General features: G+C 51.5%; 20 protein-coding genes and 3 tRNA genes. 17 read left to right on the top strand and 6 right to left on the bottom strand.

The genetic code is table 11. From position 1 onward, the window contains the following. Positions 1 to 2: 2 nt before the first annotated feature. A tRNA-Val gene (locus FAZ14_RS04490) sits at positions 3 to 78 on the bottom strand. A 318-nt stretch (positions 79 to 396) separates the two neighbouring features. Here FAZ14_RS04490 and gltX point away from each other — a divergent pair. After that, a complete protein-coding gene (gene gltX / locus FAZ14_RS04485) occupies positions 397 to 1,812 on the top strand; it encodes a glutamate--tRNA ligase (protein ID WP_153508102.1) in 1,416 nt (471 codons plus the stop codon). Between the two features lie 131 nt (positions 1,813 to 1,943). Here the strand turns inward: gltX and FAZ14_RS04480 are convergent, their stop codons facing one another. Continuing rightward, positions 1,944 to 3,212 (bottom strand): O-acetylhomoserine aminocarboxypropyltransferase/cysteine synthase family protein, encoded by a 1,269-nt coding sequence (locus tag FAZ14_RS04480; RefSeq protein ID WP_153508101.1) that lies wholly within the window; start codon positions 3,210 to 3,212, stop codon positions 1,944 to 1,946. 268 nt (positions 3,213 to 3,480) lie between these two features. On the opposite strand from FAZ14_RS04480, the gene FAZ14_RS04475 reads away from it, so the two are divergent. Together FAZ14_RS04475 and FAZ14_RS04470 are read left to right on the top strand one after the other, a co-directional pair. After that, positions 3,481 to 3,556 (top strand) — tRNA-Ala (locus tag FAZ14_RS04475). A gap of 46 nt (positions 3,557 to 3,602) precedes the next feature. After that, a tRNA-Ala gene (locus tag FAZ14_RS04470) sits at positions 3,603 to 3,678 on the top strand. 123 nt (positions 3,679 to 3,801) lie between these two features. Here FAZ14_RS04470 and ung read toward each other — a convergent pair. Continuing rightward, positions 3,802 to 4,491, bottom strand: coding sequence for a uracil-DNA glycosylase (ung, locus tag FAZ14_RS04465; protein ID WP_153508100.1), 690 nt, complete (start codon positions 4,489 to 4,491; stop codon positions 3,802 to 3,804). A gap of 405 nt (positions 4,492 to 4,896) precedes the next feature. On the opposite strand from ung, the gene grcA reads away from it, so the two are divergent. Continuing rightward, positions 4,897 to 5,280, top strand: a complete 384-nt coding sequence (gene grcA, locus FAZ14_RS04460; protein ID WP_012885760.1) for an autonomous glycyl radical cofactor GrcA — start codon at positions 4,897 to 4,899, stop codon at positions 5,278 to 5,280. A gap of 254 nt (positions 5,281 to 5,534) precedes the next feature. Here grcA and srmB read toward each other — a convergent pair whose 3' ends face one another. Beyond that, positions 5,535 to 6,887, bottom strand: coding sequence for an ATP-dependent RNA helicase SrmB (gene srmB, locus FAZ14_RS04455; RefSeq protein WP_016941790.1), 1,353 nt, complete (start codon positions 6,885 to 6,887; stop codon positions 5,535 to 5,537). A gap of 146 nt (positions 6,888 to 7,033) precedes the next feature. On the opposite strand from srmB, the gene trmN reads away from it, so the two are divergent. Beyond that, a complete protein-coding gene (trmN, locus tag FAZ14_RS04450) occupies positions 7,034 to 7,795 on the top strand; it encodes a tRNA(1)(Val) (adenine(37)-N(6))-methyltransferase TrmN (RefSeq protein ID WP_153508099.1) in 762 nt (253 codons plus the stop codon). A 103-nt stretch (positions 7,796 to 7,898) separates the two neighbouring features. On the opposite strand, the gene nadB is transcribed toward trmN, so the two are convergent. Next, positions 7,899 to 9,503, bottom strand: a complete 1,605-nt coding sequence (gene nadB, locus FAZ14_RS04445; protein WP_420890240.1) for an L-aspartate oxidase — start codon at positions 9,501 to 9,503, stop codon at positions 7,899 to 7,901. 355 nt (positions 9,504 to 9,858) lie between these two features. Between nadB and rpoE the strand changes: the two genes are divergently transcribed. The 11 genes from rpoE (at position 9,859) to acpS (ending at position 19,307) form a co-directional block, all read left to right on the top strand. Beyond that, a complete protein-coding gene (rpoE, locus tag FAZ14_RS04440) occupies positions 9,859 to 10,434 on the top strand; it encodes an RNA polymerase sigma factor RpoE (RefSeq protein ID WP_016941793.1) in 576 nt (191 codons plus the stop codon). Between the two features lie 49 nt (positions 10,435 to 10,483). After that, a complete protein-coding gene (gene rseA / locus FAZ14_RS04435; RefSeq protein WP_016941794.1) occupies positions 10,484 to 11,149 on the top strand; it encodes an anti-sigma-E factor RseA in 666 nt (221 codons plus the stop codon). Next, positions 11,149 to 12,099 carry a sigma-E factor regulatory protein RseB gene (gene rseB / locus FAZ14_RS04430; protein ID WP_023640494.1) on the top strand — a complete coding sequence of 317 codons (951 nt, stop codon included), beginning with the start codon at positions 11,149 to 11,151 and terminating at the stop codon, positions 12,097 to 12,099. The genes rseA and rseB overlap by 1 nt, the downstream gene beginning before the upstream one ends. Then, entirely contained in the window at positions 12,096 to 12,566 is a 471-nt protein-coding gene (gene rseC, locus FAZ14_RS04425) for a SoxR-reducing system protein RseC (RefSeq protein WP_153508097.1), read from the top strand. Before rseB ends, rseC begins: the two co-directional genes overlap by 4 nt. A gap of 261 nt (positions 12,567 to 12,827) precedes the next feature. Next, positions 12,828 to 14,627 carry a translation elongation factor 4 gene (gene lepA / locus FAZ14_RS04420; RefSeq protein WP_016941797.1) on the top strand — a complete coding sequence of 600 codons (1,800 nt, stop codon included), beginning with the start codon at positions 12,828 to 12,830 and terminating at the stop codon, positions 14,625 to 14,627. A 15-nt stretch (positions 14,628 to 14,642) separates the two neighbouring features. Further along, positions 14,643 to 15,611, top strand: a complete 969-nt coding sequence (gene lepB / locus FAZ14_RS04415; protein ID WP_038926540.1) for a signal peptidase I — start codon at positions 14,643 to 14,645, stop codon at positions 15,609 to 15,611. 183 nt (positions 15,612 to 15,794) lie between these two features. After that, positions 15,795 to 16,475: a ribonuclease III gene (gene rnc, locus FAZ14_RS04410; protein WP_012885750.1), complete on the top strand. Its 681-nt coding sequence runs from the start codon at positions 15,795 to 15,797 to the stop codon at positions 16,473 to 16,475. Then, entirely contained in the window at positions 16,472 to 17,377 is a 906-nt protein-coding gene (gene era / locus FAZ14_RS04405; RefSeq protein WP_153508096.1) for a GTPase Era, read from the top strand. The genes rnc and era overlap by 4 nt, the downstream gene beginning before the upstream one ends. Positions 17,378 to 17,388: 11 nt before the next feature. After that, on the top strand, positions 17,389 to 18,123 hold the full coding sequence (gene recO, locus FAZ14_RS04400) for a DNA repair protein RecO (RefSeq protein ID WP_153508095.1): 735 nt from the start codon (positions 17,389 to 17,391) through the stop codon (positions 18,121 to 18,123). Between the two features lie 72 nt (positions 18,124 to 18,195). Next, complete coding sequence (gene pdxJ / locus FAZ14_RS04395; RefSeq protein ID WP_153508094.1) at positions 18,196 to 18,927, top strand: pyridoxine 5'-phosphate synthase; 732 nt, start codon at positions 18,196 to 18,198, stop codon at positions 18,925 to 18,927. After that, positions 18,927 to 19,307, top strand: a complete 381-nt coding sequence (gene acpS / locus FAZ14_RS04390) for a holo-ACP synthase (RefSeq protein ID WP_153508093.1) — start codon at positions 18,927 to 18,929, stop codon at positions 19,305 to 19,307. The genes pdxJ and acpS overlap by 1 nt, the downstream gene beginning before the upstream one ends. A gap of 28 nt (positions 19,308 to 19,335) precedes the next feature. Here the strand turns inward: acpS and FAZ14_RS04385 are convergent, their stop codons facing one another. Then, positions 19,336 to 19,596, bottom strand: a complete 261-nt coding sequence (locus FAZ14_RS04385) for a YfhL family 4Fe-4S dicluster ferredoxin (protein ID WP_016941803.1) — start codon at positions 19,594 to 19,596, stop codon at positions 19,336 to 19,338. A gap of 348 nt (positions 19,597 to 19,944) precedes the next feature. Between FAZ14_RS04385 and pdeH the strand changes: the two genes are divergently transcribed. Next, positions 19,945 to 20,736, top strand: a complete 792-nt coding sequence (pdeH, locus tag FAZ14_RS04380; protein ID WP_016941804.1) for a cyclic-guanylate-specific phosphodiesterase — start codon at positions 19,945 to 19,947, stop codon at positions 20,734 to 20,736. Positions 20,737 to 21,308: the final 572 nt, after the last annotated feature.

The following is a 21,308-nucleotide window of genomic DNA, read 5'->3' as shown; positions in this document are numbered from 1 at the left end:
AGTGGTGGGTGATGACGGGATCGAACCGCCGACCCCCTCCTTGTAAGGGAGGTGCTCTCCCAGCTGAGCTAATCACCCCCGCTGTGTGGAGTCGCATTATAGGGATAGTTGACTATGAGTCAACGCTTTTTAAAACGAAAATGGTCGTTCGTTGTAAAATTAGTCGATATGCCGTATTTCTGGGCGTTGTCGTTGAATCCCTGCGCATTTTAGCGCGAAGAGACTGGCCTCGACGTGGTTATGGCGTTGAGGAATCGAGGGGGAGTGATAGAATATTGCCCACTTTAAGCAGGCTGTGTCTCGCGCTGACAGCGCGCACCCTTGATGGCGGGGCGCAGTCCGGAATCCTGGTTGGTGTTAACCGACCGTTGCTGTCTAATTAAGGCCGTAATCCCAATGAAAATCAAAACCCGCTTTGCGCCCAGCCCGACTGGTTATCTTCATGTTGGCGGTGCCCGTACCGCACTGTATTCCTGGTTGTTTGCCCGTCATCATGGCGGCGAATTTGTTTTGCGTATTGAAGATACCGATCTGGAGCGTTCGACCAAAGAGGCGATTGACGCCATTATGGATGGCATGAACTGGTTGAATCTGGACTGGGATGAAGGCCCGTACTATCAGACCAAGCGTTTTGATCGCTATAACGCGGTCATCGATCAGATGCTGGAAAACGGTACGGCTTACAAATGCTACTGCTCTAAAGAACGTCTGGAAACGCTGCGTGAACAGCAGATGGCTAATGGTGACAAGCCACGCTATGACGGCTGCTGCCGTGATTCTCATGAACACCATGCTGATGATGAACCGCATGTGGTGCGTTTTCGCAACCCCCAGGATGGTTCGGTGATCTTCGATGACCGTATTCGCGGGCCGATTGAATTCAGCAACCTTGAGCTCGATGATCTGATCATCCGCCGTACCGACGGTTCACCGACCTATAACTTCTGTGTGGTTATCGACGACTGGGATATGGGGATCACCCACGTTATTCGTGGCGAAGACCATATCAATAATACGCCGCGTCAGATCAATATTCTCAAAGCGCTGGGTGCACCAGTGCCGGAATACGCGCACGTTTCCATGATTTTGGGCGACGACGGTAAGAAGCTGTCCAAGCGCCACGGTGCCGTCGGTGTGATGCAGTACCGTGATGATGGCTATCTGCCGGAAGCATTACTCAACTATCTGGTGCGTTTGGGATGGGCTCACGGCGATCAGGAAATTTTCTCTATTGATGAGATGAAGCAGTTGTTCTCACTGGATGCTGTCAGCAAATCCGCCAGTGCATTTAATACAGAAAAGCTGCAGTGGCTGAATCACCACTATATTAACCATCTGCCTCCGGAATACGTGGCGACCCATCTGTCGTGGCATATCGAGCAGGCTGGTATTGATACCCGTACTGGTCCTCAGTTAAGCGAACTGGTGACATTGCTGGGCGAGCGCTGCAAGACGCTGAAAGAGATTGCCGAGTCCTGCCGCTACTTCTATGAAGAGTTTGCAGAGTTCGATGCTGATGCCGCGAAGAAACACTTGCGTCCGGTAGCACGTCAGCCGCTGGAATTGGTTCGCAGCAAGCTGGCTGCCATCACTGACTGGACACCAGAAAATATTCACCATGCTATTCAGGGCACGGCCGACGAATTGCAGCAAGGGATGGGTAAAGTAGGGATGCCGTTGCGTGTGGCGGTAACCGGTGCAGGCCAGTCACCGGGCGTGGATGTGACGGTGCATGCCGTCGGTCAGTCACGTACACTGACGCGTATCGATCGGGCACTGGCGTTTATCAGTGAGCGCGAAGCCCAGCAATAATCCTCTATTGTCGGGATAGTGACTCTTCAAAACCCTGGCTTGCCAGGGTTTTTTTACGTCCAGTATCCACTCTTGCAATCGCCATCATTTTTAAAATGATGGCGATTGACTACCGTGACGCAACCGGAATATCAGGCATTGAGTGCCTGATTCAGGTCGTCCAGTAAATCTTCTATTGCTTCGATGCCGACTGACAGGCGAATCATTTCCGGTTTAACGCCAGCCTTAGCCTGTTCTTCTGGTGTCATCTGGCGATGAGTGGTCGATGCCGGGTGGCAGGCTAACGATTTGGCATCACCAATATTGACCAGCCGTTTAAAAATTTTCAGGGCGTCATAGAAGCGTACTCCCGCGTCGTAACCGTCTTTGAGGCCGAACGACAGAATAGCTGACGGGGTACCTTTCATGTATTTCTGTGCCAGAGCGTAATGCGGGTGATCCGGCAGGCCAGCGTAGCTGACCCAGGCTACGCTGGGGTGCGACTGCAGGTATTCCGCCACTTTTTTGGCATTTTCCACATGCCGCTCCATGCGCAGCGACAGTGTTTCTAACCCCTGCAGTAATAAGAAGGCATTCATGGGAGCGAGCGCTGAACCGGTGTTACGCAGTGGAACGGTGCGGGCGCGGGCAATAAAAGCGGCTGGGCCGAATGTCTCGGTATAGACCACGCCATGATAGGCCGGTTCGGGGAGATTCAGGCCCGGGTATTTTTCAGGGTATTGCGACCAGGGGAATGTCCCGGCATCCACAATGACACCACCGAGTGAGTTACCGTGACCGCCAACGTATTTCGTGATCGAATGCACGACGATGTCTGCACCGAATGCAATCGGTTTGCACAGTACTGGCGAGGCCACGGTGTTATCCACCACCAGCGGTACACCATGCTGGTGAGCAACCTGTGCCAGCGCTTCAATATCGACAATATTGCCCGCTGGATTGCCGATACTTTCGCAGTAGACCAACCGGGTTTTCTCATCAATCAGTTCTGCGATAGCTTGCGGTGAGTCATCCGCTGCGAAACGGACTTCTACCCCGAAACTCGGCAGCATGTGAGCAAACAGGGTATAGGTGCCACCATATAACTGTGGGGTCGACACAATATTGTCACCCTGACGGGTCAGCGTTTGAATCGCATAAGTTATGGCGGCACTACCGGCAGAAACCACCAGCGCCGCAATACCACCTTCCAATGCCGCCAGACGTTGTTCCAGCACATCATTGGTCGGGTTCATAATCCGCGTATAGATATTGCCTGGGACGGCAAGGTTGAACAGATCTGCACCGTGCTGTGCATTCTCGAATTCAAAGGCGACATTTTGATAAATCGGCACGGCTACGGCTTTGGTGACGGGATCGGAGGTAAAACCATGGTGTAGAGCGAGTGTGGCATCTTTCATGTCTGGAAAACTCCGGTAGATGAAATAATGACGCATTGTTAAGGTTTTTGTGAAAAGTAAGAAAAACTTTTTTGTCATAAGCTAATAGCAAACACGCTTGATTTGCAGCGTTTTTTACCTTTGGGGTAAAACGTGCGTTGCTGCATGACACCTGGCGTCTTGCGTTGACGGCTTTTTCAGCGGTTGATCGGAGAAATGGATTTTGGCGTTGACAGGGGTAGGGGCGTTGCATATCATGCGACCCGTTCACACGATACTGTGTCGGTACGGGGCTATAGCTCAGCTGGGAGAGCGCTTGCATGGCATGCAAGAGGTCAGCGGTTCGATCCCGCTTAGCTCCACCAAACCTTCATCCCAAAAGGTCTGGTTATCGATAGTGTCATCAGATGTGGGGCTATAGCTCAGCTGGGAGAGCGCTTGCATGGCATGCAAGAGGTCAGCGGTTCGATCCCGCTTAGCTCCACCATATTTCTTCGCAGTACTTCCCTTGTTCCTTCCTTTTATTTTCTTACGGTTCAACCAGTTTTTTGCTTTTATGCTGCTGATGATGCGTCATTGCCTCTGACCAGCAAAGGCAATGACAAACCCGCTATTGGACGTTTTCTGGTAACCGGGGTGTCCAGTCGATGGGCGAATCTCCCTGTTGCTCCAGCAACTGATTGGTTTTCGAGAAATGATGGCATCCTAAAAAACCACGATGCGCGGATAACGGCGACGGATGCGGTGCTTTCAGAACATGGTGCCGTTGTGTATCAATAATGCTGCCTTTCTTCTGTGCATGTGATCCCCACAACAGAAATACGATCCCTTCCCGGTGTGCGTTCAGATTTTCTATCACTTTGTCGGTGAATGTTTCCCAACCCAGATTTGCGTGTGAATGTGCTTTGCCTGCTTCCACCGTCAGTACGGTATTCAGCAGCATCACGCCTTGCTGCGCCCAGCTTTGTAAAAAGCCGTGGGAGGGAATTTCAAATCCAGCAATATCGTTAGCCAGCTCTTTGTAGATATTGACTAAAGAAGGGGGAGCCGGCACGCCCGGGCGCACTGAAAACGATAACCCATGCGCCTGATTCGGGCCGTGGTACGGATCCTGCCCCAGAATCACGACTTTGACGTCGTGAAACTCAGTAAAGCGGAAGGCGTTAAAGACATCTTTTTGTGGCGGATAGATAACCTTGCCTGCCGCACGTTCCTGATGGACAAACGACAAGGTGTTAACAAAGTAAGGCTGTTCTTTCTCTTGGGCCAGCACATCGTGCCAGGTCAGGGAAGTGGTCATGGCAAGGCTCTTTGCTCAATCGGGTAAATGGCGACAACCTGGGTACGCAGGTTCAGCCTGATTCATCAGTTCAGGTGACTAAGATTACCGTCAAACACGGCAGAGGGAAAATTATTCGCGGCCTTTTATTGCTGGTAAATGGTGGGTTGCGAAATTTTTTTAAAATTTACAAAAATAATTGCATCGTGAGTTTTGGGGTAAATTGATATAAAACAATTAATTATACGCCAGCCCTCAAGTGGTGGGTGGTTAAAATTGACTTGCATCAAAGAGTGAGAGGGGAAGGGCTGGTATACAGAGTGTTAGATTCGATTGGTTTTGCGCTGGCGTTAACGTTGCTGGCAGTTTGTTATCAATCGTGGATTTTGTATTCGGTTCAATAGACGCCGCTTAACGGAGGCAATAATGGTTACAGGTATTCAAATCACCAAAGCAAATAACAATGCCCTGGTTAACTCTTTCTGGCTGCTGGATGAAGAGAAATCTCAGGCGCGTTGTGTCTGTGCCAAATCGGAGTTTAACGAAGATCAAATCGTGGCTATCAGCGATCTGGGGCAGTTCGAATATCGCGAAGTACCACTGGAAATCAAACCGGAAGTGCGCGTTGAGGGTGGCCAGCATCTGAACGTGAACGTATTGCGTCGTGAAACACTGGAAGATGCAGTGAAGAACCCGGAAAAATACCCGCAGTTGACCATTCGTGTGTCGGGTTATGCCGTTCGTTTCAACTCGCTGACGCCTGAACAACAGCGTGATGTCATCGCCCGTACCTTTACTGAAAGCCTGTAAGTACGTCGGCAAGACAGAGCGTCAGGCGAAGAACGATAGCTTTACCTGAACATGCGTTATACAAGCTATCGTCATGCAAACCATGCCGGTCACATAATGTGTCCGGCATGTTTTTTATGGCATGGTTTTTATGAGACGGTTTTTATGGCGTGGGATTAGCAGGTATCGATAGCCTGACACTGATTTTCAGTTGTCCCTAAAAACACAGGGAGCCATTTGGCTCCCTGTGCGGTTTAACGGTCAACACACTTGCTTTAGGTATTATCTGCGGGTTTTTCTTTCGGTTGTTCCGCTGACGCTTTGGCGCTGGGCTGACGACGTTTACCGATATTTTTACTATCGCGGTGGCGCACCTTGACCTTTGCCTTCTGCTTTTCTTTCTCTTTTTCTTTCTGCTCTTTGCGCTTAGCCAGCACTTTCTTCGATGGCTTACCCGTAGATTTGGGGCTTGGCGCACGGGTACTCGGGCGCAATTCATCAATGACGCGCGCTTTCAATGGCTCGTTCAGATAACGACCAATTTTATCGAGCAGCAGATAGTCATGCGCCTCGACCAGCGAGATAGCGCAGCCTTTACGGCCCGCTCGTCCGGTACGGCCAATGCGATGCAGATAAACGTCAGACGTGCGAGGCAAATCGAAGTTGAACACGTGGCTGACATCCTGAATATCCAGACCGCGTGCGGCGACGTCGGTAGCAACCAGCACTTTCACTCGGCCTTCACTCAACCGTTTGATGGCTTCATTGCGTTTGGCCTGCACCATTTCTCCTTCCAGGTAACAGGATTCGATGCCAGCAGATCGCAACCAGTCTACCAGTTCATGCACTCGCTCACGTTTGCGCACAAACACGATGGAACGCGTGACGTCCGGCTGTTTGAGCAGGTTGCTGAGTAGCGCGGTCTTGTGCTGAATATCGTCGGCACGGTAGTACCATTGCAGGATTTTTTTACGCTCACGCCGTGACGGTTCGGCTTCCACTTCTATAGGGTCATTTAGCAGTCGCTCAGCAAAATCCTGAATAGCATCCCCTTCAAGCGTTGCAGAGAACAACATGGTCTGCTTACGCCAGCGAGTTTCACCGGCAATATGCTCGATGTCCTGCGCAAACCCCATGTCCAACATGCGGTCTGCTTCATCCAGAATCAGGGTTTCTACTGCACGACAGTCAAAATTCTCTTCTTTGATGTATTGCAATAAACGACCCGTCGTGGCGACAACCACATCCTGATTTTCGCTAAACACCTCGGCGTGGTTCATATAAGCCACCCCGCCGGTGATGGTCGCAATGTCCAGATGAGTATGAGCTGCTAACGCCCGAGCCTGATCGGCCACCTGCATCGCCAGTTCCCGGGTCGGTGTCAGTATCAGGATCCGCGGCGGGCCGGATTTTTTACGTGGAAAATCCAGCAAGTGTTGTAAAACCGGCAGCAGATAGGCTGCGGTTTTGCCGGTTCCGGTCGGCGCGGAGCCTAGTACATCACGCCCTTCCATCGCCGGAGGAATTGCCTCGGCCTGAATGGCGGTCGGACGGCTGAAGCCCATGTCGCGCAAGGCGTCAAGCAGGCTATCATCAAGATCAAACTCGGAAAAATTGGTCGCAGTCATGGTCTACCTCTGTTCGGGGCGCTGATTATAGACGCATTGGCGGGGTTGTTCATCTGTTTAAGCGGCATTCGCCACTTTTCCCGGGCGGGTGTTTCTCCTATGCTAGCCGCAGTTTGACAACAATACGGCATAAATACGGCATAGCAATGACCTTCCAGCAGCATACACCGGCTCCGCGCGCCGGAGGATTTACTTTTAAACAGTTTTTTGTCGCGCATGACCGTTGCGCGATGAAAGTGGGAACCGATGGCGTGTTGCTGGGCGCATGGACACCACTGCATCAGGAAACGCGGATACTCGATATCGGCTGTGGTTCCGGCCTGTTGGCCTTGATGCTGGCGCAACGCAGTGGCGGGCAGGTACCTATCGACGGTGTAGAGCTGGATTCCGCTGCCAGTGCGCAGGCGGCAGACAATGTGGCATTGTCGCCCTGGGCTGACGCTATACGAATTTATCAGACCGATATTCTGGCCTACGCTCGGGATACTGCTTCGCGTTACTCGTTGATCGTGAGTAATCCGCCCTATTTTTCCCCCGGTGTGGATTGCGCATCGACCCAGCGTGCACAGGCGCGTTATACCACCACGTTGACACACGACGCGTTATTGGATTGCGCCAGTCGGCTACTGATGCCTGAGGGGCGATTTTGTGTCGTCTTGCCGGTAAGTGGGGCGGAAGATTTCTTAACGTTGGCACAGCAGTTGGCATGGCGTGCTGATATCCGCGTCGATGTGGCGGACAGTGCGAGTCGGCCGATCAATCGGGTGCTGCTGTCACTGCGGCGTGCAGGTGAGTCAGAGATAAGCGCGATAGCGGTGAATCGAACGTCGTTAATCATTCGTGATGACGACCGCCAATATTCGTCGTCTTTTCAGACCTTGACGCGGGATTTTTATTTGTCGATGTGAAAGGCAATTCAGGCAGGGATGCGCTCTCCTGAGCAGCGCGTTTTTGCCCGGTAGGTGAAGGGATGCTGCCGGGGGAGACCCGGCAGCGGCACTGAGTTATGCATTAAGGATGAAGTATCGTGGGGTGTGAGTCTGGCGAACGTTCTGGATAATCGAGCGTGTAGTGCAACCCCCGGCTCTCTTTACGCTCCAGCGCACAGCGCACAATCAATTCTGCGACCTGAACCAGATTGCGTAGCTCCAGCAGATTGTTAGAGAGACGGAAGTGGGCGTAATACTCACTGATTTCCTGCTGTAGCAGTGTGATGCGCCGCAGTGCACGCTCCAGTCTTTTGGTGGTGCGCACAATGCCGACATAATCCCACATAAATAGCCGCAGCTCATGCCAATTATGTTGAATCACGACCCTTTCATCCGAGTTTTCTACCTGGCTTTCATCCCAACGAGGCAGTGATTCCACCAGTGTTTTTTCGGGTAAGTGCTGCAAAATGTCTTCGGCGGCAGACCAGCCATATACCAGGCATTCCAGCAGCGAGTTCGATGCCATACGGTTGGCACCATGCAACCCGGTATAGCTGACTTCGCCAATGGCATACAGGCCGTCCAGATCGGTACGCCCTTGCTGGTCAACCACGACGCCGCCACAGGTATAATGCGCGGCGGGAACAACAGGAATAGGTTCCCGGGTCAGATCAATGCCCAGTGACAGTAACTTTTCGTAGATAGTCGGGAAGTGCTGCGTGATAAAGTCCGCGGGTTTATGACTGATATCCAGATACATGCAGTCTACGCCCAGACGTTTCATTTCATGATCGATAGCCCGGGCGACAATATCACGTGGTGCCAGTTCTGCCCGCTTGTCAAAATCGGGCATGAAGCGGCTGCCATCTGGCCGGGTTAACCAGGCACCTTCACCCCGCAGCGCTTCGGTCAGCAAAAAATTGCGGGCCTGTGGGTGATACAAACACGTCGGGTGGAACTGGTTAAACTCCATATTGGCTACCCGACAGCCCGCCCGCCAGGCCATAGCGATGCCGTCCCCGGAGGAAATATCAGGGTTGGTGGTGTACTGGTAAACTTTGGCAGCACCGCCGGTGGCGAGTACCACGGCTTTGGCGCGACAGGATTCAACGTGCTCTTTTTCGCGGTTCCACAAATACGCGCCGACAACCCGTTTGTGGCCCGGCAAGCCGAGTTTGCTGGAGGTGATCAAATCCACCGCATTGCAACGTTCCAGCAAGACAATATTGGGGTGTTGTTTCGCCTGGCTCACCAGCGTGGTTTCTACCGCTTTGCCTGTGGCGTCTGCCGCATGCAGGATACGGCGATGACTATGGCCACCTTCGCGTGTCAGGTGGTAGCGTGCTTCGCCATGCGGTGCGGGTTCGGTGTCGAATAACACGCCTTGATCGATAAGCCACTGCACGCAGTGACGCGCGTTACGGGCAATAAACGAGACAGCTTCCCTGTCGCATAAACCGTCGCCAGCAATCAGGGTATCGTTGATATGGGCGTCAATGCTGTCGGTTTCATCAAAGACGGCGGCTATCCCGCCTTGTGCGTAGAACGTAGCGCTTTCGCTAAGCGGGCCTTTACTCAGCACCATGACACGTGCATGGGGTGCCAGACGTAGCGCCAGTGATAATCCAGCGGCTCCGCTGCCGATAATCAGCACATCACAGTGGTAGTCTGTAACTGAAGACATCATGATCGTTGTTTAATTTATAAAACGGTATTTTTGAATCTAGCACAATATTTATCTTAAATGCACGTGGGTGTTTAGTGTATTAAACATTGTGGGTGTAAAAAGGTGGAACGGGGTGCCAGCAACGGGCTTTTGACGTATGATTTGCCCATTGGTTGGGGAACGTCATGAGAATAAAACCCCACAGAGCAGCACGGTGACACGCAGCAGGTATCCGACAGGATGCAAAAAAAGCGTCGTCTGGTGGAACTTTATGACATTAAAAGACTCCAAGCCGATGCTTGCTCGATTTCAGATATATGGCTGGCAGTACATGACTTAGGCGTGGCGACACGGTTTTGGGGAGACATTATCTCGGATGAGCGAGCAGTTAGCGGATCAGGTGCTGGTTGAGCGGGTCCAGAAAGGCGACAGAAAAGCGTTTAATTTACTGGTCGTTCGTTATCAGCATAAAGTGGCGAGTCTGGTATCGCGTTACGTCCCCTCAGGGGATGTACCCGATGTAGTGCAGGAGTCGTTTATTAAAGCCTATCGCGCGCTGGAGTCGTTTCGTGGCGAGAGTGCCTTTTACACCTGGTTGTACCGCATTGCCGTGAACACGGCGAAGAATTATCTGGTGGCTCAGGGGCGACGTCCTCCCTCCAGCGATGTGGATGCGAACGACGCTGAAAATTACGAAAGTGCCAGCGCGTTGAAAGAAATATCGAACCCTGAGAATTTAATGTTGTCTGAAGAGTTACGACGGATCGTTTTCCATACTATCGAGTCATTGCCCGAAGATTTACGTCTGGCAATTACGTTGCGTGAACTGGATGGGCTGAGTTATGAGGAGATCGCCGACATCATGGATTGCCCGGTCGGTACAGTTCGCTCGCGCATATTCCGCGCACGGGAAGCGATTGATAATAAAGTGCAACCGCTTATTCAGCGTTAGCTTGTTCTTAGCGTTACTCATGACGGGTTTGACAAGGTAAGGTGAAGTTATGCAGAAAGAAAAACTTTCCGCTTTAATGGATGGTGAGGCAGTGGATAATGCGCTGCTAGGCGCCTTGTCCAAAGACGATGCATTGCAGCAAAGCTGGCAGCGTTACCATCTGGTACGTGACACGTTACGAGGGGATATCAGTGAAACGCTGATGCAGGTTGATATCGCTTCGCGTGTGGCAGCCGCCCTCGAACAGGAACCGGTTCCGTTTAAAACGAAAGCCGAGCCGGAATCTCAGCCGCATCCTCAGTCCTGGCAGGCGTTGCCGTTCTGGCACAAAGTCCGTCCACTCGCCAGTCATCTGACACAAATTGGTGTGGCCGCGTGCGTTTCGCTGGCAGTGATTGTTGGTGTTCAGCACTACCAGCAAAGCAACGTCGTTAGCGATACTATGGCGGAAAACACGCCGGTATTGAGCACGTTACCGGTGATGGGGGGCTCCGCTTCTCCAGTGAGTCTGAGCGTGCCTGCGGAAAATAGCGTAGCGCATGCCGGACAGCGTCAGATGCAGGCGCAGCATGAGCGTATTAATGCGCTGCTGCAGGATTACGAACTGCAGCGCCGTGTGCATTCTGATCAGCTCCAGTTGCAGCAGCAAGGGAGCCAGCAACAGGCCGCCGTACAGGTGCCTGGTACTCAGTCATTAGGAATTCAACCGCAGTAATGAAGCGCTTCTGGTTTGCCGCATGTGTATTGCTGGGCAGCCTGTCTTATTCCTCCCTCGCCCCGGCAAGTGATTCCGGGGCGTTGTTGCAGCAGATGAGCAGCGCCAGCCGATCATTAAATTACGAAATTTACTACATCAATGTTTCCCGTCAGGGCATTGAGTCATTGCGCTACCGGCATTCGGTACAAAATGGCGAAACGCTGGCTGAACTTATTCATCTGGATGGTCCGAAGCGCGAAGTGATTCAGCGTGGTGGCGATATCAGCTATTTCGAAGCGGATGCCGAACCTTTTACGTTATCTGGCGATCACATTGTCGATTCGTTGCCAGCACTGATTTTCGCCAACATTGAGCGTTTGTCTGCTTATTACGACTTTATTCCTACCGGTCGTATCCGTCTGGCTGATCGCCAGGGCGATGTTGTGAGGATAGTCTCGCGGGATGGCACGCGTTTCAGTTATATCGTCTGCCTTGATGCGGAGTCTCGCCTGCCATTGCGGGTCGATCTGCTCGATCAGAATGGCGAGTTGCTGGAGCAGTTCCGGGCGATTTCTGTCACAGTGGATAAAAATGTGCAGCTAGCCATGAAACCACTTGATAAAGTCAGTCAGCCGCCCTCTCTCAGTATTTCTACGACGTCTGTTGCCGATTTTAACTGGACGCCGGAATGGCTGCCGGTTGGTGTTGAAGAAGTGTCGCGCAGTCAGCGTCCTCTGCCGGGCGTGACCGGTCTGACAGAGTCGCGTCTTTATAGCGATGGCTTGTTCAGCTTTTCCGTTAATATCAGCCCCGTAGGGGAAAACCACCCTGACCAGAATGCCTCGTTGGGGCGCAGAACTATCCATACCGAAGTACGGAATAACCGTGAAATCACCGTGATTGGTGAGTTGCCGTTGGCAACCGCCAAACGTATTGCGGATAACGTGCTCTTCAAGGCGCAGCCATGATTAAAGAATGGGCGACGGTGGTATCGTGGCAGGCGGGTATCGCCGTGTTGCATTGCGAACAACGCTCCGGGTGTCAGAGTTGCCAGTCCCGTACATCATGCGGCACCGGTTTATTGAATCAGATGGGTGGTGCGCCAACGCACCAACTGAGCGTTGCGTATTCGCAGCCTTTGTCTCCTGGTCAACGGGTAGAAATCGGTCTGGCGGAGTCCAGCCTGCTGCGATCGGCAATGCTGGTTTATCTGCTGCCGTTGCTGGGTCTGATGCTGGGGGCCACACTGATGCAATACTGGCTGGAGAACGAACTGGCAACAGTCATCGGCGCCTTTGTCGGCGTGGCGGTGAGTTTCGCTCTGGTAAAGCGTTTATCCGCGAAAATTAGCAATAATCAGCGTTATCAGCCGGTGATTCTGCTGGTGTCTTTGCCTGAAAATCTACTGCGAACCGATATGACGCCGGAGCGTTGAAACGCAGGTGGCCAGCAGGGTAGCAGGCTGGTGGCCGGTTTGCTTTTTTCCCTTTAATGACTTTTTACCTCTGCTTTCATCTTCTCATCCATAACCTTGCCATAATCAAGAAATTGATTCGATGCGCCATGACTAGGTTTTCCTCCGCATGGCATGTAGAATGCTGCGATTCAGGTATATGACAGTAGCTATGGCTGTCATCACATTGCGCATGCCGTTCGGCAAGAATTTCAGAAATACCAAGGTAGAAAAACTTTTATAATGAAGCATATACGAAATTTCTCCATTATTGCTCACATCGACCACGGTAAGTCGACGCTCTCTGATCGCATCATCCAAATTTGTGGTGGCTTGTCCGAACGTGAAATGGAGGCGCAAGTGCTGGACTCCATGGATCTGGAGCGTGAGCGTGGTATTACCATCAAAGCTCAGAGTGTGACGCTGGATTACAAGGCTTCCGACGGCCAGACTTATCAGCTCAACTTTATCGATACCCCCGGACATGTCGACTTCTCCTATGAGGTTTCCCGCTCACTGGCGGCCTGTGAAGGCGCATTGCTGGTCGTGGACGCCGGGCAAGGGGTTGAAGCGCAAACGTTGGCTAACTGCTACACCGCGATCGAAATGGATCTGGAAGTGGTGCCCGTGCTGAACAAGATTGACCTGCCAGCGGCGGATCCTGATCGCGTCAGCCAGGAGATCGAAGATATCGTGGGTATCGATGCGACCGACGCGGTGCGCTGCTCTGCCAAAACTGGCGTCGGTGTGCCGGATGTGCTGGAGCGCCTGGTGCGTGATATTCCGCCGCCGGAAGGCGACCCGGAAGCACCGTTGCAGGCACTGATTATCGATTCCTGGTTTGATAACTATCTGGGCGTGGTATCGCTGATCCGTATTAAAAACGGTACGTTGCGTAAAGGCGATAAAGTCAAAGTCATGAGCACCGGCCAGGTGTATAACGCCGAGCGTTTAGGGATTTTCACCCCTAAACAGGTGGATCGTGATGCCTTGCAATGTGGCGAAGTTGGCTGGCTGGTCTGCGCCATCAAAGATATTTTGGGTGCCCCGGTGGGTGATACCCTGACGTTGGCGCGTAAGCCCGCTGACAAACCACTGCCGGGCTTTAAAAAGGTCAAACCGCAGGTTTATGCCGGTTTGTTCCCGGTCAGTTCCGACGATTATGAAGCGTTCCGTGATGCATTGGGTAAACTCAGCCTGAATGACGCATCGTTGTTCTACGAGCCGGAAAGCTCTACCGCGCTGGGCTTTGGTTTCCGCTGTGGTTTCCTGGGGCTTTTGCACATGGAAATCATTCAGGAACGTCTGGAGCGTGAATACGATCTTGACCTGATCACCACGGCACCGACGGTGGTGTACGAAGTGAAAACCACCAGTAACGAGGTTATCTATGTCGACAGTCCGTCCAAGCTGCCGCCAGTCAACAACATCGAAGAATTGCGTGAGCCGATAGCCGAGTGTCATATGCTGTTGCCGCAGGAATATCTGGGTAATGTGATCACCCTGTGCGTGGAAAAACGTGGTGTGCAGACCAATATGGTCTATCACGGCAATCAGGTGGCGCTGACCTATGAAATTCCGATGGCGGAAGTGGTACTCGACTTCTTTGATCGCCTCAAGTCCACCTCACGTGGTTATGCATCGCTGGATTACGGTTTCAAACATTTTCAGGCATCAGACATGGTGCGTGTGGATGTGTTGATCAACGGCGAACGTGTGGATGCGCTGGCGCTGATCACCCACCGTGATAACTCAATGTATCGCGGTCGTGAGCTGGTGGAAAAAATGAAAGATTTGATTCCACGCCAACAGTTCGACATCGCGATTCAGGCGGCGATCGGCAACCATATTATTGCCCGTTCTACCGTCAAACAGCTGCGTAAAAACGTTCTGGCGAAATGTTACGGCGGCGACGTCAGCCGTAAGAAGAAACTGCTGCAGAAACAGAAGGAAGGGAAGAAACGCATGAAGCAGGTAGGGAATGTCGAGCTGCCGCAGGAAGCGTTTTTGGCCATTCTGCATGTTGGAAAAGAAAGCAAATAACCCTGAGGAGTTGGCATGGCCAATATGTTTGCCCTGATTTTGGCATTGGCAACGCTGGTGACTGGCGTTGTCTGGTGTCTGGAGCGGTTCAAATGGGCGCCGGCTCGGCGTGCCAAGATTTCTGCGTTGAGCCAGCAGGTGGGTGGTGCTCTCGATGAGAAAGCGCTGGCGAGCAGCATCAAACAGCCGGGGTGGGTGGAAACGTTCGCGTCAGTCTTTCCTGTGCTGGCGCTGGTGTTTGTCGTGCGTTCATTCATCTTCGAACCGTTTCAGATCCCTTCCGGTTCGATGATGCCAACGCTGCTGATCGGGGATTTCATTCTGGTCGAAAAATTTGCTTACGGCCTCAAGGATCCGATAACGCAAACGACGCTGATTGAAACCGGGCATCCGAAGCGTGGCGATATCGTGGTATTTAAATACCCGGAAAACCCGCGTCTGGATTACATCAAACGTGTGGTAGGGTTACCGGGTGATCGTGTGAGTTATGACCCTATCTCCAAGCAGGTTACCATCCAGCCGGGATGTGGCGATAAGTCGAGCTGCACCAGTGCGTTACCGGTGACCTATAGCAACGTTGAACCCAGCGATTTTGTACAGACGTTTAGCGGCAGCGGACGTGAGATGACCAGCGGTTTCTACCAGATTCCGGTGGGCCAGAAAAGCGAAGGTATTCGCATGGCGACCCGCAAGGAAACACTGGGCGATGTGACGCACAATATTCTTGCTGTACCGGGCGCTCAGGACCGACTGGGAATGTACTATCAGCAGCCCCGCCAGCCCCTGGGGAGTTGGGTGGTGCCCGCTGGTCATTATTTCATGATGGGGGATAACCGCGATAACAGTGCCGACAGCCGTTATTGGGGATTCGTTCCAGAAAGAAACCTGGTGGGTAAAGCAACGGCTATCTGGATGAGTTTTGAAAAACAGGAAGGTGAATGGCCCACAGGTGTGCGTTTAAGTCGCATCGGTGGTATTCATTAATCGAATGTAAATAAACTCGCAGCATATTTGCGACTTCCGTTGTAGAATATTTCTGAATAATAAATGCTGGCTCCCGGGCGGGAGCCACTGCAAACGAAACAGTTTTGACTTAAGTGTAGTGGCAAGGCAGGGCTGTTCCGTATGCTGTTGTTTAAAAAGGCATTATAGATCTATTGGTAGCACATGAACCCCATCCTGATAAATCGTTTACAAAAAAAGCTGGGCTATACTTTCCAACAATATGACCTTTTATTGCAGGCACTGACGCATCGTAGCGCCAGCAGTAAACATAACGAGCGACTGGAGTTCCTGGGGGACTCCATTCTGAGTTTCGTTATTGCCAATGCGCTGTATCACCGTTTTCCCCGCGTGGATGAAGGTGATATGAGTCGGATGCGTGCAACGCTGGTGCGCGGTAATACACTGGCGGAAATTGCCCGAGAGTTCGAATTGGGCGAATGCCTGCGCCTTGGTCCTGGTGAATTGAAAAGTGGTGGCTTCCGCCGTGAGTCTATTCTGGCGGATACCGTCGAAGCATTAATCGGCGGTGTATTTCTGGACAGTAATATCCAGACTATCGAGAGGCTTATTCTGTCGTGGTATCAAACCCGTCTGGATGAAATAAGCCCTGGAGACAAACAAAAAGATCCGAAAACCCGTCTGCAAGAGTTCTTGCAGGGACGCCACTTACCGCTGCCGACCTATCTGGTGGTGCAGGTACGTGGCGAGGCGCACGATCAGGAATTTACGATTCATTGCCAGGTCAGCGGGTTTAGCGAGCCGGTAGTGGGTACTGGGTCTAGCCGTCGTAAAGCCGAGCAAGCGGCGGCGGAGCAGGCCCTGAAAAAGCTGGAGCTTGAATGAGCGAAGAACAGACCTACTGCGGCTTTGTCGCGATCGTTGGCCGACCGAATGTCGGTAAATCCACCCTACTGAACCAGTTGCTGGGGCAGAAGGTGTCTATTACCTCGCGTAAGCCGCAGACGACGCGTCACCGTATTATGGGGATCCACACTGAAGGGCCGTATCAGGCTATCTACGTGGATACTCCAGGGCTGCATATCGAAGAAAAACGCGCTATCAACCGCCTGATGAACCGGGCGGCCAGTAGTTCAATCGGTGACGTGGAACTGATCATCTTCGTGGTTGAAGGTACCCACTGGACTGACGATGATGAAATGGTAGTGAACAAGCTGCGCGATCAGAAAACGCCGGTGCTGTTGGCTATCAATAAAGTGGATAACGTCACGGATAAAACGAAGCTGCTGCCGCATATCCAAATGCTGAGTGAAAAGATGAATTTCCTCGATGTGGTCCCGATCTCTGCAGAGAAAGGCACTAATGTCGATACCATTGCCGCGATTGTGCGTAAGCATCTGCCGCAGGCCATTCACCATTTCCCGGAAGACTATATCACCGACCGTTCACAACGTTTCATGGCATCGGAAATCATTCGCGAAAAGCTGATGCGTTTTCTGGGTGAAGAACTGCCGTATTCGGTGACGGTGGAGATTGAACGTTTTGTCGCTAACGAACGTGGTGGTTACGATATCAATGGCCTGATTCTGGTAGAGCGTGAAGGCCAGAAAAAGATGGTGATTGGCAACAAAGGCAGCAAGATTAAAACCATCGGTATCGAAGCGCGTCAGGACATGGAACAGATGTTTGAGGCCAAGGTTCATCTGGAATTGTGGGTGAAGGTTAAATCTGGCTGGGCGGACGATGAGCGTGCGCTGCGTAGCCTGGGTTACATTGACGACCTGTAAGGCATACGCCGATGGAAGGCTGGCAGCGCGCATTTGTCTTGCATGGGCGACCTTACAGTGAAACCAGCCTGTTGCTGGATCTGTTTTCTGAGAATGAAGGCCGTGTTCGGGTGCTGGCAAAAGGTGCCCGGGCGCGGCGTTCCAGCCTTAAAGGGGCGCTTCAACCCTTTACACCGCTGCTGGTACGCTGGGGTGGACGAGGCGAAGTGAAAACGCTTCGTAACGCTGAGCCTGTTTCTCTCGCATTGCCGTTGAGTGGTTCATTGCTCTATAGCGGTTTGTATGTGAACGAGCTGCTGACGCGTGTGCTGGAGCTGGAAACCAATTATTCCGCCCTGTTTTTCGATTATCTCCACTGTTTACAACAATTGGCTGCCACCAACGGATCGCCAGAACCGGCATTGCGTCGTTTCGAGTTGGCGTTGCTGGAACATCTGGGGTATGGCGTCGATTTTCTGCACTGTGCCGGTAGCGGTGAACCCGTTGCCGATACCATGACCTATCGTTACCGTTCAGAGAAAGGCTTTATTGCCAGCCTGGTGGTAGATAATGTCAGCTTTACCGGACGTGAATTGCAGGCGCTGGCGTCAAGAGAGTTTCCCGACTCCGATACATTGCGTGCCGCCAAACGTTTTACTCGTATGGCGCTGAAACCTTATCTTGGCGGCAAACCACTGAAGAGTCGGGAGCTGTTTCGCCAGTTCATGCCGAAACCCTATAAAGCGCTACCGGATGAAAAGATCTAGAACCTGCCGGGTACCGCCAGCGCTGGCCGGGGTGTACACTGCGGCGAAGACTTAATTATTGAAGGATGGATCATGGCTGAGTTGTTGTTGGGCGTAAATATCGATCATATTGCCACCTTGCGTAATGCTCGTGGTACCGCATATCCCGATCCGATTCAGGCGGCGTTTGTCGCAGAACAGGCGGGAGCAGACGGTATCACCGTGCATTTGCGTGAGGATCGTCGCCATATTACCGATCGCGATGTGCGTTTATTACGTCAGACCATCCAGACCCGCATGAATCTGGAGATGGCGGTAACGGATGAAATGCTGGCGATAGCCTGTGAGCTGAAACCGCATTTCTGCTGCCTGGTGCCGGAAAAGCGTCAGGAAGTGACGACGGAAGGCGGGCTGGATGTAGCGGGGCAGCTTGCGCGTATCACATCGGCGGTAGCGCAATTACGTGAAGCAGGGATTCAGGTTTCGTTATTCATCGATGCCGATCGCACACAGATAGATGCCGCCGTTGCCAGTGGGGCACCTTATATTGAAATTCATACCGGTGCTTATGCTGATGCGCAAGACGATGTGGCCCGGCAACAGGAGTTTGAGCGCATCCGCGATGCGGCGACCTATGCGGCGTCTCATGGTATCAAGGTTAATGCCGGTCATGGTCTGACTTATCATAATGTCCTGCCGATTGCGGCGCTGCCGGAAATGCATGAACTGAACATCGGTCACGCGATTATCGGGCGTGCGGTGATGAGCGGGTTGGCACCGGCGGTGGCTGAGATGAAAACACTGATGCGGGAAGCGCGTCGCTAATGGCAATTTTGGGTCTCGGTACGGATATTGTTGAAATCACCCGTATTGAAGCGATCGTCGGCCGTTCCGGCGATCGCCTGGCTCGGCGAGTGCTCAGTCCCCTGGAATGGGTACAATATCAATCCCACTCTCAACCGATTCGCTTTTTGGCTAAGCGCTTTGCGGTTAAAGAAGCCGCCGCAAAAGCGTTAGGCACCGGTATTCGCGACGGTTTGGCCTTTGCCCAGTTTGAGGTGGTAAATGATGCGTTGGGTAAACCCTGTTTACGGTTTCTGGCGCGCGCCGCTGAACTGGCGCAAGCCTTGGGAGTGCAGCATGTGCATGTGTCGCTGGCAGATGAGCGACACTACGCCTGCGCTACGGTGATTATCGAAGGGTAAAGTTGAATGGCATTATGCTGAGCGGGTATTACAGCTGGTCGGCATGGTGCAACAGGACGAATTTTTCCCACAACTGCTCGTGATTTTCTGGGTGATTCGCGTCTTTGATAATGGTGTTGTCGATAGGGCAGACCTTTTGGCAGGTCGGCATATCGTAATGCCCGACGCATTCGGTACAGCGTAGTGGGTCAATTTCATAGATCTCATCCCCCATCGAGATGGCTTGATTGGGGCATTCCGGCTCACACATATCGCAGTTAATGCATTTCGCGGTAATCAGTAGCGCCATGTTTTCTTTCCTTTCATCAATCAGCCGCCGATTATACTCTTCTACGGGCCAGTTACACAGCGTGGTTATGGTATAAACAATGCCGTTAGAGAAGGGCTCAAAAAGCGAGTTTATTCGATTGATTGACGGACTATACGACAAAGACATTAATCACTATTATGCGATCGTAGTGCATAATTTCTCATAGCTTTTTGATATAAAAAAACAAAAAATTCCCATGCAATGTGTCCGTCATATTCGCTTTGTACTGTAACTTGCATTACAGTCAACCCAGATGAAGATTGTCGGGGTGAAGTCGATAAACTCATGTGTGCATGTGGTATACTTGATCTGTAAGCATCTCCTTCAATGGCGGAATACATAGTGCAGCAAAACAGTCACTTTAATCAGCCCGGCTCTGCAGCCTCTATTTCCGGGGAGGCACTGCTTACAGATGCTGATTACTGTCACAGCTGCCATCGGCGATACAGATTTCAGCCCATTTATCGCACGTCAGGTCGTTTAATGGGCATTGAGTTACTGACCGCCGTTTTTCATCCATCCATGCCGCAGACGTTTTTATCCCCAGAACAGTATTTTGCCCGCCTGAGTGTTGAAGAGCGCTTGCAAATTGTCATTGAGCAGCTTCAGCTACTTAGCCAGTGGCACGACCGCTTTGTTCGTGATGGGTTACGCGCTTCCGTCAATATTGATGGTCTGACGCTACTGGCTTTGCAGGAAAGCCGCGAGGCCAAAGCACTGCTGGCTACCATGCCCTGGCTGCGTTTTGAGTTAGTTGAAAGTCTGGCTGTATTGCCCCATGACGTATTGGCGTCACTTCCCGAAGCGAACCAGCTCTGGCTGGATGATTTCGGCTGCGGTGTCGCGAATTTTTCCTCGCTGGCGCAAGTAAAATACGATTGCATCAAGATTGCTCGTGAGCTTTTCATTATGCTGCTACAAAGCGAAGAGGGCAGAAAGCTGTTCCCGTCACTGGTTTCTTTGATAGCCACTTACTGTACTGATGTGGTGATTGAAGGGGTTGAAACGCAAGAAGAGTGGGAGATAGTCAGGCAGTCCAATGCTTCTGCTGCCCAAGGGTATTTCCTGTCTCGACCTCAACCATTTGAAAATATGGAAGATCTCCGTTCAGAGCTGTAATTATGCCTGCTTAATATTCCTGAGTCACTACTGCTTATTTGATTAGAGTAAGTCCTCTCGACTCCCGCAAACCCTATCTCCGGCTCAATAATCCCTTGAGGGGAAAAGGGAAATCCATCTCCCCCAAATATACCGTATAAAATAAATGATTAGATTGCTAGTTATGGACTTTTCATTTTTTATGCCTTGTTTTTTATATAAATATAGTGTTTTATGTGGCCGAGGCGCTGTTTTCTGAACAGGGAAACTGTGACGATAGCTGAAAAAAACAGCGATCATAAGAGAAATAATGGACTAAATTTTAAAGATATAACCATTTGATTTATAAATACAAAAAAATAAATGTTTGCTACCAACGATCAAAAATCGTCTGGTGATAGTTTTTTTTGATTAAAATAATGTGACTTATCGGTATAATTGATTTGCTTACGAAAAATTGATAGTCAAAATACTGCGCTACGAAATCTGTAAAAAGCCGTATCAAAATATTAGCCAGGCTTATGTCTATAACGATCATTAATATAACTGATTAAGCTAATTCTCTTGATTTTATTATTTAGGTCTGCACACAG

The sequence above is a fragment of the Dickeya oryzae genome (genome assembly GCF_009372235.1).
Classification (GTDB): Bacteria; Pseudomonadota; Gammaproteobacteria; order Enterobacterales; family Enterobacteriaceae; genus Dickeya; species Dickeya oryzae.
This window is presented reverse-complemented; position numbering and strand designations above follow the sequence as displayed.

What these genes read in the sequence shown, in the direction of transcription:
- lepA (WP_016941797.1), top strand. Translation starts at nt 12,828, where the DNA reads ATGAAGCATATACGAAATTTCTCCATTATTGCTCACATCGACCACGGT.
- rnc (WP_012885750.1), top strand. Translation starts at nt 15,795, where the DNA reads ATGAACCCCATCCTGATAAATCGTTTACAAAAAAAGCTGGGCTATACT.
- ung (WP_153508100.1), bottom strand. Translation starts at nt 4,491, where the DNA reads ATGACCACTTCCCTGACCTGGCACGATGTGCTGGCCCAAGAGAAAGAA.
- pdeH (WP_016941804.1), top strand. Translation starts at nt 19,945, where the DNA reads ATGGCGGAATACATAGTGCAGCAAAACAGTCACTTTAATCAGCCCGGC.
- rseC (WP_153508097.1), top strand. Translation starts at nt 12,096, where the DNA reads ATGATTAAAGAATGGGCGACGGTGGTATCGTGGCAGGCGGGTATCGCC.
- rseA (WP_016941794.1), top strand. Translation starts at nt 10,484, where the DNA reads ATGCAGAAAGAAAAACTTTCCGCTTTAATGGATGGTGAGGCAGTGGAT.
- pdxJ (WP_153508094.1), top strand. Translation starts at nt 18,196, where the DNA reads ATGGCTGAGTTGTTGTTGGGCGTAAATATCGATCATATTGCCACCTTG.
- srmB (WP_016941790.1), bottom strand. Translation starts at nt 6,887, where the DNA reads ATGACTGCGACCAATTTTTCCGAGTTTGATCTTGATGATAGCCTGCTT.
- recO (WP_153508095.1), top strand. Translation starts at nt 17,389, where the DNA reads ATGGAAGGCTGGCAGCGCGCATTTGTCTTGCATGGGCGACCTTACAGT.
- rpoE (WP_016941793.1), top strand. Translation starts at nt 9,859, where the DNA reads ATGAGCGAGCAGTTAGCGGATCAGGTGCTGGTTGAGCGGGTCCAGAAA.
- FAZ14_RS04480 (WP_153508101.1), bottom strand. Translation starts at nt 3,212, where the DNA reads ATGAAAGATGCCACACTCGCTCTACACCATGGTTTTACCTCCGATCCC.
- acpS (WP_153508093.1), top strand. Translation starts at nt 18,927, where the DNA reads ATGGCAATTTTGGGTCTCGGTACGGATATTGTTGAAATCACCCGTATT.
- gltX (WP_153508102.1), top strand. Translation starts at nt 397, where the DNA reads ATGAAAATCAAAACCCGCTTTGCGCCCAGCCCGACTGGTTATCTTCAT.
- lepB (WP_038926540.1), top strand. Translation starts at nt 14,643, where the DNA reads ATGGCCAATATGTTTGCCCTGATTTTGGCATTGGCAACGCTGGTGACT.
- FAZ14_RS04385 (WP_016941803.1), bottom strand. Translation starts at nt 19,596, where the DNA reads ATGGCGCTACTGATTACCGCGAAATGCATTAACTGCGATATGTGTGAG.
- rseB (WP_023640494.1), top strand. Translation starts at nt 11,149, where the DNA reads ATGAAGCGCTTCTGGTTTGCCGCATGTGTATTGCTGGGCAGCCTGTCT.
- grcA (WP_012885760.1), top strand. Translation starts at nt 4,897, where the DNA reads ATGGTTACAGGTATTCAAATCACCAAAGCAAATAACAATGCCCTGGTT.
- nadB (WP_420890240.1), bottom strand. Translation starts at nt 9,503, where the DNA reads ATGATGTCTTCAGTTACAGACTACCACTGTGATGTGCTGATTATCGGC.
- era (WP_153508096.1), top strand. Translation starts at nt 16,472, where the DNA reads ATGAGCGAAGAACAGACCTACTGCGGCTTTGTCGCGATCGTTGGCCGA.
- trmN (WP_153508099.1), top strand. Translation starts at nt 7,034, where the DNA reads ATGACCTTCCAGCAGCATACACCGGCTCCGCGCGCCGGAGGATTTACT.